The organism is Rhodococcus sp. H29-C3, from assembly GCF_030063405.1.
Taxonomy (GTDB): Bacteria; Actinomycetota; Actinomycetes; order Mycobacteriales; family Mycobacteriaceae; genus Rhodococcoides.
The window spans coordinates 1-12,980 of the sequence record NZ_JASITC010000034.1 but is presented as its reverse complement, the minus strand read 5'-3'; the positions used below and the strand labels follow the sequence as shown (position 1 = coordinate 12,980).

At 61.1% G+C, this 12,980-nt stretch carries 11 protein-coding genes; 2 read left to right on the top strand and 9 right to left on the bottom strand.

The genetic code is table 11. From position 1 onward, the window contains the following. Positions 1-109 precede the first annotated feature (109 nt). The 4 genes from QMK32_RS24730 to QMK32_RS24715 all read right to left on the bottom strand — a co-directional run bounded on the left by QMK32_RS24730 (position 110) and on the right by QMK32_RS24715 (position 4,330). Positions 110-1,309 (bottom strand): tyrosine-type recombinase/integrase, encoded by a 1,200-nt coding sequence (locus QMK32_RS24730; RefSeq protein ID WP_283478200.1) that lies wholly within the window; start codon positions 1,307-1,309, stop codon positions 110-112. A gap of 264 nt (positions 1,310-1,573) precedes the next feature. Next, positions 1,574-2,104 (bottom strand): helix-turn-helix domain-containing protein, encoded by a 531-nt coding sequence (locus QMK32_RS24725; protein ID WP_283478198.1) that lies wholly within the window; start codon positions 2,102-2,104, stop codon positions 1,574-1,576. A gap of 79 nt (positions 2,105-2,183) precedes the next feature. Then, complete coding sequence (locus QMK32_RS24720) at positions 2,184-2,990, bottom strand: SDR family oxidoreductase (RefSeq protein WP_283478196.1); 807 nt, start codon at positions 2,988-2,990, stop codon at positions 2,184-2,186. Continuing rightward, positions 2,987-4,330 carry an MFS transporter gene (locus QMK32_RS24715; RefSeq protein WP_283478194.1) on the bottom strand — a complete coding sequence of 448 codons (1,344 nt, stop codon included), beginning with the start codon at positions 4,328-4,330 and terminating at the stop codon, positions 2,987-2,989. Before QMK32_RS24715 ends, QMK32_RS24720 begins: the two co-directional genes overlap by 4 nt. 68 nt (positions 4,331-4,398) lie before the next feature. Here QMK32_RS24715 and QMK32_RS24710 point away from each other — a divergent pair, with 68 nt between their 5' ends. Both QMK32_RS24710 and QMK32_RS24705 read left to right on the top strand, forming a co-directional pair. Next, complete coding sequence (locus tag QMK32_RS24710) at positions 4,399-4,857, top strand: MarR family winged helix-turn-helix transcriptional regulator (protein ID WP_283478193.1); 459 nt, start codon at positions 4,399-4,401, stop codon at positions 4,855-4,857. 320 nt (positions 4,858-5,177) lie between these two features. After that, positions 5,178-5,459, top strand: a complete 282-nt coding sequence (locus QMK32_RS24705; RefSeq protein WP_283478192.1) for an MFS transporter — start codon at positions 5,178-5,180, stop codon at positions 5,457-5,459. Between the two features lie 78 nt (positions 5,460-5,537). Here QMK32_RS24705 and QMK32_RS24700 read toward each other — a convergent pair whose 3' ends face one another. The 5 genes from QMK32_RS24700 to QMK32_RS24680 all read right to left on the bottom strand — a co-directional run bounded on the left by QMK32_RS24700 (position 5,538) and on the right by QMK32_RS24680 (position 12,812). Continuing rightward, positions 5,538-5,921, bottom strand: coding sequence for a hypothetical protein (locus tag QMK32_RS24700; RefSeq protein ID WP_283478191.1), 384 nt, complete (start codon positions 5,919-5,921; stop codon positions 5,538-5,540). Next, positions 5,918-7,993 carry a hypothetical protein gene (locus QMK32_RS24695; RefSeq protein ID WP_283478190.1) on the bottom strand — a complete coding sequence of 692 codons (2,076 nt, stop codon included), beginning with the start codon at positions 7,991-7,993 and terminating at the stop codon, positions 5,918-5,920. The genes QMK32_RS24700 and QMK32_RS24695 overlap by 4 nt, the downstream gene beginning before the upstream one ends. Then, positions 7,990-9,930: a hypothetical protein gene (locus tag QMK32_RS24690; protein ID WP_283478189.1), complete on the bottom strand. Its 1,941-nt coding sequence runs from the start codon at positions 9,928-9,930 to the stop codon at positions 7,990-7,992. The genes QMK32_RS24695 and QMK32_RS24690 overlap by 4 nt, the downstream gene beginning before the upstream one ends. Continuing rightward, entirely contained in the window at positions 9,890-11,374 is a 1,485-nt protein-coding gene (locus tag QMK32_RS24685; RefSeq protein WP_283478188.1) for a tyrosine-type recombinase/integrase, read from the bottom strand. Before QMK32_RS24685 ends, QMK32_RS24690 begins: the two co-directional genes overlap by 41 nt. 154 nt (positions 11,375-11,528) lie before the next feature. Further along, the gene (locus tag QMK32_RS24680; RefSeq protein ID WP_283478187.1) at positions 11,529-12,812 is read right to left on the bottom strand and encodes an MFS transporter; all 1,284 of its coding nucleotides are present in this window, start codon (positions 12,810-12,812) and stop codon (positions 11,529-11,531) included. Between the last annotated feature and the right edge of the window lie 168 nt (positions 12,813-12,980).

The following is a 12,980-nucleotide window of genomic DNA, read 5'->3' as shown; positions in this document are numbered from 1 at the left end:
GCGAAGACGCGGAAGCGCGGATCCCGCAGCAATGGTGGGCCTGCTGAATCTCGTAGCGCTGATCGTGTCCGGGTTTCGATCCTTCCTGTTCGGCCGGTCGGTGCGCGTTTTACTCACCGAACACCGCAGTGATGTCGTCGGCGGAGTAGCCAGAGGTAAAGGCCTTCGCCGGTCGTGGGCGAGCGAAATGTTCTTGCATCTTGTCGAGCAGATCCTCCATACGGGGGAGCATGTAGATTTCAGTCGTTGTCAGATGTCGATGACGCATTACGGTCTGCACCTCGACCAACGACAAATTCGGGTCCTTCGACATTCGGGTGGCCGCAGTGTGGCGAATGTCGTGAAAGGTCCAGTTGGTGCCGAGTTCGGCGTTGGCGCGTTGCATCACCCGGCGCAGCGCCCAATAGGTCAGTGGACGACGCTCACCCCGCAACGTCCCCCACAATTGTTCATCCGCGCCCGGTGTTCCGGACTGCTCGAAATATGCTGCAAGGTAACGGAAAGCGAGCGGTGAGACCGGGACCGCCGACAAAGTAGTGCTGCCTTTGGAGACGACCCAGACCCTGCCGTCACCCCAGTCGATGTGTCGCCCGCACGCTCCGAGGAGCTCGCTGGCACGCGCCCCTGAGGACACCGCGAACTCGAATATGGCTCGGTCGCGGTCATGCTTGAGGACTGCAACCAGCTCGGTCCACGACGTGTCAGGAACCGATCGTGGTGCCTTCTGCGCCTGACGCTGTCTCAGGGGAGCGCGGCGTTGGCGATGCTGCGCCGGCGAATCGTGACGCTGGCCGAGGCGGCGGCGTCGGTCCGGCGACGACGGCACCGGATTGATCACGGGACCGCGGCCGAAGAGGTGATGAAACTCGTAGAAGCAGTAGATCACCGTCAATGCGTGATTGATGGTCGACGGCGAGTATCCCGCTTTAAGAACGGGTTTCCCAGTCTTGAGATTCACCGAACCTGGTTGTGTCGCAGAGGTTGTCGAGCGGCGTCTCTGGGGGTTGGCGGCGGATCGCAGCCATCCCACCATGACCTCGACTTCTTCCCGAGTAGCTCGCTCCCAGGGCATCTCGATGACGCTGAGGACCCGCCACCAACGCAGGAGATCGTGAGCATACGAGCGCACTGTCAGTGGACTCACATCGGAGAGGACGAGGCTCCGCAGATATTCTGAGATCGCAATGATCTCTACTCCGCCCATATGGACCACATACGGAAGCGAATCCGGTTGCGCGCCGCGGCGCACCGCCCCCGATTTCTGCAGTTCGACTCGTCCCTCGCGCACTGCACGCTTCAACTCGTCCATCCCACGCACCCCCGTAGCGTCAGACCAGCAGCTTAACTCGGTCTGGTGCAGTTAACAGGACACGCGGTCAATGGATTTGCTGACTGAGCTACCGAATCCCTACGGGTAACGGTAAGGGATTCTTGCAGATCTTATGACGGTCGTTCAACTTGTGTCATTGTCCAAAGTCGATCTAGGAGCTGCCGGTAATCGGCGACTCCGCGCGGCTCAAGACTGCGCTTGACCTGAGCTGGGTCGTAGAGATCGCACCAGACGATGTAGACCTTACGGAGCCCTCCAGTTGGGATTCGGTGGTGAGAAGTACTCGGAGCGCTTCGACTGTGTGGGGGTCTGCATCGCGAGAGACCTCCACTCCCTTTGTAAATGGGACTGGTCGGCGTATCCAGCTTCCGTAGCCACGCGCGCAAGTGGGTAGCCGTTGAGGATGAGGCGTCGTGCTCGTTGATGCCGCGCCAGACGTTGCCACCCCTTCGGAGTAAGACCGAACTCGGAAGCGTTCAAATCACGGACACGGCGAGGACTCACCCCGGGGAGTGCCGCTGGGTCGTCCAGCGATGAGGTGGACGAGCCAACCAATGACCACCAACGCAATGCGAGGTTGGGCATCTCAGTCGAAGAAGCGCGAGGTGAACCGTGTCTGAGGGGGTGCTCTTCGTCGAGGGGCACCGGCGTCGGCAGGTCACGCGCGTTGACGACCGTATCGGCGATGTCGCCTATTCTGATCCCGAGCAGATCGCGGGCACCTAGGGGTGCTTCTATTTTCTTCGTCAGCGGTGACACCTCGTGGAGCTCCATCAGCTCCGTAGCGATTGCGGAAAGGCAATCATCGTGCCGCGGGGGTGTACGCCATGTGCACTTCACCGCCAGACGTGCCCTATTGCAATGCAACCCAGTCTGCATAGTCCAATCCCGGACGTCCGACTAGCTGCTCGAATACGTCAGTGGATGGGACTGGAGTTGCGGCGGCGTCGGCGAGATTGCGAAGTAGGTAGTCGCCGGGTGGGCCCGGCATTCCGGGATAGCCGTTGGTTCGCGCTTCGTCAGTGATGTCGGTCCAGGGCACTCGTCGACTGGTGTACTTCTCGGCCAGGATCTCGAGTCGGTCGATTTGCGTCAATGTGCGGGGGCCGGTGACCTCGAAAACATCTGTACCTGCGTCGTGGGTGAGGCATGTAGCGATAGCTGCGGCGACATCGTGTTCGGCGATCGCCGGCATGGCCGCTTCGGGGAAGGCCACGCGAACAGGTTCTTGTGCGCGAATTGCCTGGACCCACTGCAAGTCATTCGACATGAAGACGGTTGGGCGAATGGTGATCGTGGGCGTGCCGCTGGAGCGTGCGGAGTGTTCGATCTCGGAGTGGATAGCTTTGATGAAACTCTGTTCCTGATCACTGACGGCACCTGACGAAAGTAGGACCAGCTTGGGTAGACCGACACGTGCCGCCGCATCGATGAAGGCTTGGGTGTGACCGAAGGCGGGAAACAAAAACGCTGCATCGCAGTTCTGGATCAGACGTGGCCAGGGGGTCGGGTCGGAAAGGTCTGCTTGGAGCCATCGACGGCCGTCGACAACATCAGGTGGGGTTTGCTTGCTGGTAGTGGCTATCACTTCGTGGCCGGCAAGTTCTTCAACCAGCTGGCGACCCACGCGCCCTGTCGCCCCGGTGACCAGAATTTTCATTGCTTCGATCCAATCGTTGTAGCGAAAGTGGGCGTTTTCCGGATGGCAAGAACGAAAATGGCACCCGCAACAAGTGAGATGGCGGACACTCCCGCTGCCACCGACGCGGCGTGGTCTGTGAACGGCAACAGAGCGACGGGGATGGCCAGGCCAACGCTGCCGCCGAGTTGTTGCAGAGTGCTTCCGATGGCTCCGGCTACTCCGGCATGGCGGCCGGCGTTCTCGTTCATGGCACTGTTGGCGGTCGGCATGACACGTGATGTACCGAATCCCATGATGCCCAGGGCGAGCAAAATACTCGGCAAGCCCGCAGGAAATACGGCCAGCACCGCTTGCCCAATACCGATCAGGATCAAGCCGATACCGATCGAGGACGCTGGTGAGCCGAGTAGACCTCGGCGTCCTACGAGCAACCCAGTTTGGATCGTCACCGGGTAAATCAAAAACAACGCGCCCGAGACGAGGGGTGAAAACGCGAGATCGCGCTGTAACGTCTCGCTTACCCCCACGAAAGTGGCAATGGTCGCCACGCCCCAGAGAAAAAGGGCAAGGTAGGCGCTCACTCGTGCGCTCGCGGTGAACAGCGCTACCGGAATCATTGGGGTGTCCGCTGTGCGATCCAGGACCAAAAAAACTGCAAGTACGACTATTCCTGCCAGCGCGAACGTCAAAGCTGCGGTCGGGTTGTCGGTCTCAGTCAATGCCTGCAACAGCGCGCCCGCACCGGTTGCGAGTATCAACCCGCGCCACGCTCCGCGAAAGTGCCCAGCGGACCGTGTGGAACGGTCTCGCGCCAGCGCCGAAAAAGTAAGCGCTACAACAACAAACAAAATGTTGATGTACATGCACCATCGCCATCCGACGGACTCGGTCAGTATCCCGCCGAGCAGGACGCCGATGGCGGTTCCGCTGCCCATCACCATTCCGAAGATGCCGTAGGCGCGCTGACGTTCGTCCCCGGGGAATGCGGCTGACAACCGGGCCATCGCTGCCGGTGTCAACACCGCAGCACCGACACCCTGAACTACTCGGGCCGCAATGAGAACCTGCCCATCGCCGGCACTTCCCCCGACAGCGGAGGCAATGCCGAAGACTATCAACCCGCAGCTCATCATCAGTCTGTATCCCATAGCTTGGGCGATGCGACCTCCGGTGATCATCAGAGATCCCGCGGTGAGCACGTAACCGGCCATCACCCAGGTTGCTCCGGCGCTCGACAGTCCTAGGTCGTCAATGGCACTGGGCAGTGCGAGCGCAAGAATTGTGGCGTCGACGGCCACCATCAGCTGAGCCGTGACAACGCACCCCAGTACGTACCACGGTCTGGAATTTCCAGGCATCGATGCTCCTATCGTTGGTCTTACCAACGCAATGTAGGCTGTTGGTGACACCAACGCAAGGGGGCTTGATGGACTACGAACCGCCGAATCGCCTGTTGGAGACCCCTAGCTGGCTGATGACTCAGACGGCAGTTGTCGCTGCACGCGCCTCACGGGAGGTTTTCGATGAAATGGGAGCGGGCCGCTATCACTACGCGATTTTGTGCGCGCTCGATGAATATGGGCCTTGCAGCCAGGCGGACGTCGGTAAGCACCTCCACATGGACCGTAAGGACGTAGCGAACAGAATCGCCGAGCTGGAGCAACTAGGTGGCGCTGCGCGCAACGCCGATCCTGATGATCCCCGCCGAAACCTAGTCCGGATCACCGCCGCCGGGCGGCAACAGATGATCGAAATACACGCCCGCTTGTCGATAGCTCAGGACGAGCTACTCCAAGACCTCACTCCAGGAGAGCGAAAGATGTTCGTCCATCTGCTGCAAGTCGTTCTCGGCCGACGAAGCGGGCCTGCCGACACCAAAATATGACGATTGAACCCGTCCACCTGTGTGATCCAGTCCAGCCCCGCAGTATCAGGCCGCAACAATCTTGGTCTCGGTTCGTTGAGGCGACTCGTAAGCCCTTCCGCACTTCAGCATTGCGTACAACACGTGCACTCGTCGTTGCGCGAGACAGATGAGCGGCAACCTCGGTATCCGACTCACCCTCGTCGTCGGGATGACCGGAGTCACCGTCTCGATGATTCTGCTGGCGCTCGGGATGTCCGTCGGAGGCTCGTACTGGACAGTGCTGCCAGGTGTGCTCGTGTGGCGCACGTCCCGCAGGGCTCGCCTTTCCGGTGTTGTTCGTGTCGGTGTCGACCGGCGTGGCACCGCAACGGCAGGGTGTTGCCTCCGCGCTCGCCTCGACAGCTCAGTACCTGGGATCGGCGGTCGGCCTCTCCGCGCTCGTTGCGGTTTCCAATGCTGGGCTGGGTGCGGATTCGTCCGCCGACTCCGTCGTCGACGGACTCCGTGTCGCGGGATGGGTCGCCGCTGCGGTCACCCTCGTAGGTGCCGGTCTGGCTGCGGCCATCCGACGCCTCCAGCCTGCGGCCGCCGTCCCGGAAGAACAAACCAAGACCGCCTGAACCAATGCAGCCGAAATCCCGACTCTATGTCAGAGCCTCGCCTGCGCCCCTCCGATCGTGGGTCGGGGTGGACAGTTCCTAGCGAGGTCGAAGTGTGGTGACGCCGGAGATCCCTTCTAGTTGCGTTCTCAGTTCGGCATTGTCCAGTGTCAGTTGGCGGATTGCTTCTGCGTAGACCGCTGCCAGACTCTTCAGGTCGGAATTCTCACGTCGAATACGGACGAGAGTCTCTGTCGCAGACTCGGTTCCGGCCCTTGGGGTCGCGGATCCTCGGTTGCGCTGTTGCGTCTGAAACCAGTCGATGAGCGCGGGATAGTTCCGGTAGAACGTCGCGTGGGTGATGCCGAGGCGGGCCTCCACTGATGTGATGGTTGCTCGTCGTCCGGACGCTGCGCTTTCGCTGAGCACGCTGGCCATCGCGGCCTGGACTGCCGAGTCATCGGGAAGTGGCTTCTTCGTCACGGCTCGACCGGTCCACCGTGCTGCTGGGCAAGAAAGTCAGCGATCTCGGTCCGTTTGAGCTGGAGGCGGTGACGGACGTATGGGGCGAGGAGCACGGTGTCGAGTTCGTGATCGTAGGACTGCACTGCCTCTCGCATGTGCTCGCGGTTGTGTGGGGTCAGCGCGGAGTTTCGGCAGCGTAACGGTTGGCAGTCCTGCAGTGACGGTCCGTCGTGTCCATCGCGTCGTCGACAGAGGGCGCGATCGGGGTTGTAGACACAGGTCACGAAGTCGCCCGGGTGGATGTTGGGGTCGTGACGGGCCATGTGACGTTGCATTCGCTTGGGGTCGTTGATGACTGTGCCGTCGAGTCGAACGTGACGCTCGAACTCGGCGAGCCGTCGTTCCGCTTCGGCAGCGGCTGGGCCGGTCAGTCGATGCCGGTCGGGGCCGGTGATCATGTCGGCCAGCTTGTCGCCGCGGGCGATAGCGTCTTCGGCTTCGACTTCGTCGCGGAACCCGGACTGGGAGGTGCCGGCGTAGCCCTCGAACATCTGCACGCGCATGTGGCGGTACTGCAGTGCCCCAGCGATGCTGCCTCCGGGGCGTCGGGCGATGTACCAGGCCAGGGTGCGTCGGAATTGTCGGCTGCTCAGCTTCCATGGGGCACCGTCGACGTCCGGGACCGTGTCGCTGCGATCGTGTTCGTGGCAGTAGTTGTTGATCCAACCGACGAAGTCGGCCAGGTCGCGGTTGGTGGTTGCAGTCGATCTCACTGGATTGGGTCGCGGACTATGGGACCGGGGAGATGTCGGCGGTGTCGTGAACAGATATTTCTCCGTCGGTGGTTGTAGCTGTGCGAGGACGGCTACAGCGCGTTCTGCCGGCGCGGTGACGATCCAGGTGGCGTCGACACCGTTGGCGTCGTGTTCGCCCTTGAATGCCAGGCCGCTGATTCGGCGGCGCACGATAGCGCCTGTGTTGTCGCGCCAGACGGATATACACCCACGTTGTAGGTGTTTGACCTCGCTGTCGCGCATGCCGGAGAGATAGATGATGACGATGTAGCAGGCGATGTACAGCATCCGGTAGAGCTCTTGAACTTCTGCGTATCGGATCCGTCCCCGCCATGGTTGTCCGTCGAACAGCACATCGATCGGTGCCCAGAGGTATGTGTCGTCGTCGACCCCGAGTTCGGTGACGGCTTCGTTGATGACCGCACCGGCCGGGCGGGTTGGTTGCACCGAGGTCCGGGCCACGTGGGCTTCGCGGCGCAGATGGCTGAGGTTCACTGCCCCTTGATATCCCGGTAGCGCGCGCCCTTCACGTCGATACCGCGCTATGACCCGAGAGACCGCCGCGACCCGGGCAGGTGTGTCTACATGCGATCCCCGGCGATGTCCCGGTGGTGTGAGGGGTTTTTGCAGTGAGTTCCACTCTGCGCCGGCGCGAAGTATGTCGGGTGCGAAATCGTCGACCCACCGCATGGCCCACACCAGACACGGTGCGTGCACCTGTTCGGGTATGCGAGCGGTCTCGTTCTCGCGCCCGTACGTCGTGATTCTCGGCCGTGTGTCGAGAGCGGTTGTTGGGTCGAAGGTCAATGAATCATCGAGGTGTGCTCGGCACAGCCACAGCAGCCGAAGGGCCCGCGGCAGGTGAGCCTTGCTCCCCTCGGTGAGGCGAAGCCCGTCGACATGCCGTTGAAAGGCTATGACGTCGTCGTGTGTTGTCGCAGAGACCGAACCAAGGCCACGGTCGTCGATCCACTGCAGGACCCCGCACAACTGATAGGCCAGGTTGTTGACCGTGTCGATCGACCTGATGTTCTCGCACCCTGGCGGACGGTCAGCTTTGAGCAATGCGTACGCCACCTGCTTTGCTGTCGTACGGAACCGTTCTGGAAGGTGTGTGAAGTCGATCGACATTTGTTTTCGGTGTTGTTGGCGCTGTGCGGGTGCCAAGGGCCACACCATGTCCGAGAACTGCGCTGTGTTCTCGAGCACCGCATCTGGTCTCAACGCCCTTTCCGCGAGTACCAGCGTCGGGGCCGGGATCCGGAGTGGTGCAGGGCGGGCTTGTGGTGCGTTCACGCGAGCTCCCTCAAGCCGTCGAGCAGATCGGTGGGCATGTTGACCGGCTTCTCGGCTCGCCCACGTTCCTGTTGCGGCACAGTGAATTTGGGAAGAATCAGACGGGTGATGATCAACCAGGTGCTGCCATGGTGCCCAACCCAATCGTCTATGCCGCGTCTGTCGAGTTCGCGCTGCAGCCAGTCGAGCAGCGCGAACAGGTGGGGGAGGTGGCGTTCGGTGACCAATGCGTTGGGGCAGCGCAGGCAGGTCAGAAAGGACACCGCACACGGCCCGCTGCGGACGAATGGGCTGTGTTCGAAGTCCAGACACGAACTGACCAAGGTGTCCAGTTCGCCGTTGACGGCGCGCTGGATCTGATCGATCGAGACGCCGAGCTCGGCGGCAATGCCAGCTGGATTCGAGGTCAACGCAGCCGACTCGGACGCCCCCAGGATCCGTCCACGGAAAGCGTGAGCGTTGTGTTCTGCCTCGTGTAGTGCCTCCGTGAGCACCTCATCTGCCCAGTCCCGTATCCGCGGATCGCTACGCAGGTAATGCACGAAAGACACGTCCGGTGTGTTCGTTCTCGAAGCGGACCGAAGATGACCACCGACAGCACGTGTCCTGCGGACCTCAACCGTGGTTTTCAGACGGTTCATCGACAGCACCAGCGGGGCCGAGTCGTCGGCTGTCAGGCTGTGCCGCGATATCCACTTGCGGTGCTCGAGCCATCGACTCACTTCCAACTCGAACGGGTCGATGTGACCGTGCGCAGCTGCACGTGTTCCGATGAAGTCTTTCGGTCCTCGGAAGTTGTCCCGTGTCCAGATGGACCACACCCGCCTGCTGTTGCTGAACGCCCTGCTGCCACTGGTCAACTCGTGCAGCAGAAGGAAGAAACCGCCGGGGGTACGCAGTTCGGCGTCCTTCGTACTACCTTCCCAATGGACCGTTTCACGGGTGCGGGCTTTGCCTCGCCGGCGCTTGAGTATGTTGACCGCGACGGCACGATCGTCGAGGACGCGGTGATCGTGAGCGAGCTCTTTGATTGTTTCGCCATTTCGGCCGCTGAGTCCGACGCCCAGTACGAGCAGAGGCAGCAGATCCTGGGTAGTGACGAAAAGTTCGGCGGCTTTCGTGACCCATCCGGCCAGGTCGATGACGGAACCGGATACGGCGCTGGGCCGAAGTGGCGGCGGGACCACACCGGTGGCAGCCATCTCCGACAGTTTTGCGCCCCGCTCACGTTCGGCTGCTGAGAGCGTGTGTGGCTGCAAGGCGTACGACTCCAGCAACTGCTGCGAGGACCGCAGCCGCGCGCGAATGGCAGCGACGTCCGAGCGTGCTGCCGCCATGATCGCCATGAATTCGCGATCGGAGTATCCAATCACCGCGCTGGTCTTGGGTTGCTGGGGGTGAGGAGATTCGCGTTTGCGGGACACGTATTCGCCTACTGCGCTGTCTAATTCGGTCCCTGGAACGTGGCGAAGAATCGCTTTCAATGCAGTGATTTCCCTGCTTGCCTGGGGCGGCGTTGTCCTCGCGAGTTCTTGTGCGTGGTAGCCCTCTAAGTGCACGACTGTCACTCGGTCGAGCCTGGTAGGTGGCTGTGGATGATCGCCGAGAAATTTGAGGAACCGTTTCAGGGTGTTCCACCCGTTGTCAGCGCCTGAACGAGTCCGCAAACCGCCTACCGGACCTATTCGAGTCGCCCACGCTACGGCCAGAGTGTCGTGCAGTTCTGAGCACGGTAACTGTGCGAACGAGTACCGCGTTGTTCGGTTGTCCTCGCCGTGGAAGTGCACCGTGGGAGACCCACTCATCATCTGCTCGATGGTGCCAGGGTCGTAGTAACCGTCCGGTTGGGGCGCTATCTGGTCCCGTCCCGTACGGGGTGCTGATGTGGAGCGCGCCTCAGACAAGGCGGTCGGCGGAATCGGGAGTGTTGTGGCCATCTCGTTCGTCGACGGTGGTGGGCTCCCACCCGTCCGGGACCAGTGCCATGCGCGTCTCCATCTCCAGTTCAGACAGGGTGTGCAAGTAGATCTGAGTGGTCTCGATCGAGCGATGCCCCATCCGAATGCGAACCCAATTCAGCGGGTCGCCGAACACCCGTTGGTACGTTTCGCGCTGTGGCACCGACATTGTTGCGAGCTCCTGGATATGGCCACGCCACAGTTGCTCGAGCGTGATCACTGCAAACGAATGTCGGAGCATGTGCGGATGGCACCTGATCGTCACCCCGCGGTGTGCACATCGGACGTTTGCAGTCTTGAACACTTCCTGCCACGCCGATGGCTTGCTCGGAAGACCGTCCTCGTTGAGCCACACTGCGATTGGTTCCAGACCGTCGGACTTGTCCATGAAAGTTCGGAGTCGCTCGGCATGGGTGAGCTTGGCAACATCGACTCGCGCGCCACCGATCTCGACGAACGGGCGCAGGTGATCCGCAACGATCAATGGATTCCGGATCTGCTCGTACGCACCGCTGGCCCGTGCGACCTCAACAGCCTCCGCACGCTCCATCGTCATGAAGTCCCAGACCTGGGTCAATGCCGAAATCGGAAAATAAATGTGGCGGGCGGACCCGCCCTTTGCGATGCTGAGCGGCAGCCAGGATCGAACGTTGAGCATGCCTGATACGGGGTGAGGTAGCTCGAACACACTGAGACTAGTTTGCTCGGCCAAACGCAGTCCAGTGCGGATCATCAAATCGCAGTATGCGGCGTTCCGGGAGGCGAACCGGCCCCGGAACGCCGGATCCGGATGCCCCGACGGGTCGAAGCCTTGGATACCGACCTCGCGCCACCGCCGATACGCTCCCGGCGGGAGCCATGCGACATCATTGGCCCGCCCAATGTGGGATGCCTCCGCGGGCGTTTCACCACGCCGTCGCCGCAGATCGCGGCTGCGAGACATGCGTTGCACGAACGGGTTACACGAGGTGTGTCCGCGGGCAACTGCCCAGCGATAGAACTGGTTTACCGTCGCTACCTCACGGTCCCACGTCGTCGCTTCCACACGGGGTCCAGCCGGATCGAACAATCGCCAATGTTTGTATGCTGCGCGATCACCCGGCGTCGCATCGCGCCACGAACGCTGTGCCCGGTTGTCCCACAGAAACATCAAAAATCGCTTCAGGTCATACGCATATGCGGCCTGAGTGGTCGGAGGTGCGTTGGTCAGCTCGGTGGCGAAAAAGTCATTGAGTGCGACGTCATACTGGCCCAAGGGATCTATCAGATACGGCACACCTTCACGTTCGATCCCTGCATTGAACCGTTCGCCGAGATCAATCAGCGCATCACCCGACAGATCATCGATCGACCGAGGCAGAAGCAACTGATGGCGCGTGTAGAACAGGCGCCAACCCAACACCTCGCAGCCCCCCGATTGCACAGCGGCAAGCTACCACCATTAGCTGCGGACAAAGTTCAAAACCGCATAACAGATCGATCACCAGTGGTGTCCCGCCGTGCCGCGCAACCTGTCCGGTGATCGATCCGGCATCTGTCTGCCCTGTCGAGTAAAATTCTCCCTGTCATAACAGGTGTCAGTTGCTGTCCGTTGTGACGTCCTCTCTCTGGTCGCTCTTCTTAATATGGATCTTTGCGGACATGCTGCCCATCGTGGCTGCGGTGACGCATAGAAACGCACTAAGTATCCATACGGATGTGTATGCACCTGCAGATTCGCGTATCAGGCCTCCAGTGACGGCCATGGCACCAGCACCGATCTGATGGGCAACATTGACCCAACCAAAGGCAAGTGCACTGTCAGCGCCGAAATAGTGGCGGCACAGCGCGATCGTTGGTGGCACCGTGGCCACGTCGAGGATGCCGAACATGATGGCAAAGCCGACCAGGCTTGGATTGACTTGACTGGTAAAGATCAGCGGGAGGACGGCTAGTGTCGAGCCGCGGACCAGAAAGAATCCAGCAAGGAGTACGCGGGGTTCCATCCGATCAGAGAGCCACCCGGCCGAGACTGTGCCGAGAATGTTCGCGATCCCAACCATTGCCAACAAGCTCGAGGCTGCCGTCGCGGCCATTCCGTGGTCGTGTGCGGCCGGAGTGAAGTGGGACCATAGAAGTCCGTTTGTGGTGGCGCCGCACAGGAAGAACATGAATGAAAGCAGCCAGAATGCGGGGTTGTGGACGCAGGCGCGTAGCACTTGCAGGGTGCGAGCCAGCGCGCTCTGTCCAGACCCGATCGTTGACTTCGCTTCGAGATCGCGGTCAGGGTTGGAGCCGTACCGGGTTACGCCGAGATCGATTGGGTTCTCGCGAAGAGCGAAGAATGTCAGAGCCGCGGCCCCTGCAGCCAGAGCTCCGCATACTGTGATCGGCGCTCGCCAGTCTGTACGCGACATCAATGTCGATAGCAGCGGCAGTATCGCGAACTGGCCGACGACACTGGCCGAAGTGAGAATACCGGTGGCCAACCCAATGCGGTCCGCGAACCACCTATTGGCAACGGTCGCGCCGAAAACCATGGTGATGGAACCGGTGCCGACACCTACGAGGAGCCCCCACCACACGATGAACCATCCCGCGCTCGGAGTTGCAGTCACCAGAAGCGTCGAGCTTCCAGTAAGCAGCAAGAGTGCGAAAACGGCGATCTTCCGGATGCCGTAGCGGTCCATCAGAGCAGCACTGAATGGTGCAACAGCTCCGTACAGAACCATGTTGATGGCGACAGCGATACCTATATCACCTCGGCTCCAGTCCTGGGTTGTAGCCAGAGGTTCGGTGATCAATCCAGCGATGGTGGTGTACGAACCCGTAGCCATCAGCGCGGCCGCGGCCACGGCGGCCATACGCCATGCGGGATGCATTCTGTGGGCCTTGGTTGGTGACGGCGTCAGGGTCGGCTCCCCGGAATTTGTCAAGGTGGATGAGTCCAGTGGGTGTTACGCCGCTATCGAATCGTGCTCTTGATCGGTGTCAGTTGTTTCTGCTGGTTTGTTGATCCACGCGGTGTCGGGGAGGTCGAGGATTTTCGG

Bases quoted from the DNA above. Each gene is read 5' to 3' on its own strand.
- QMK32_RS24690 (WP_283478189.1), bottom strand. From the start codon at position 9,930: ATGGCCACAACACTCCCGATTCCGCCGACCGCCTTGTCTGAGGCGCGC.
- QMK32_RS24715 (WP_283478194.1), bottom strand. From the start codon at position 4,330: ATGCCTGGAAATTCCAGACCGTGGTACGTACTGGGGTGCGTTGTCACG.
- QMK32_RS24680 (WP_283478187.1), bottom strand. From the start codon at position 12,812: ATGCATCCCGCATGGCGTATGGCCGCCGTGGCCGCGGCCGCGCTGATG.
- QMK32_RS24710 (WP_283478193.1), top strand. From the start codon at position 4,399: ATGGACTACGAACCGCCGAATCGCCTGTTGGAGACCCCTAGCTGGCTG.
- QMK32_RS24720 (WP_283478196.1), bottom strand. From the start codon at position 2,990: ATGAAAATTCTGGTCACCGGGGCGACAGGGCGCGTGGGTCGCCAGCTG.
- QMK32_RS24725 (WP_283478198.1), bottom strand. From the start codon at position 2,104: ATGGAGCTCCACGAGGTGTCACCGCTGACGAAGAAAATAGAAGCACCC.
- QMK32_RS24730 (WP_283478200.1), bottom strand. From the start codon at position 1,309: ATGGACGAGTTGAAGCGTGCAGTGCGCGAGGGACGAGTCGAACTGCAG.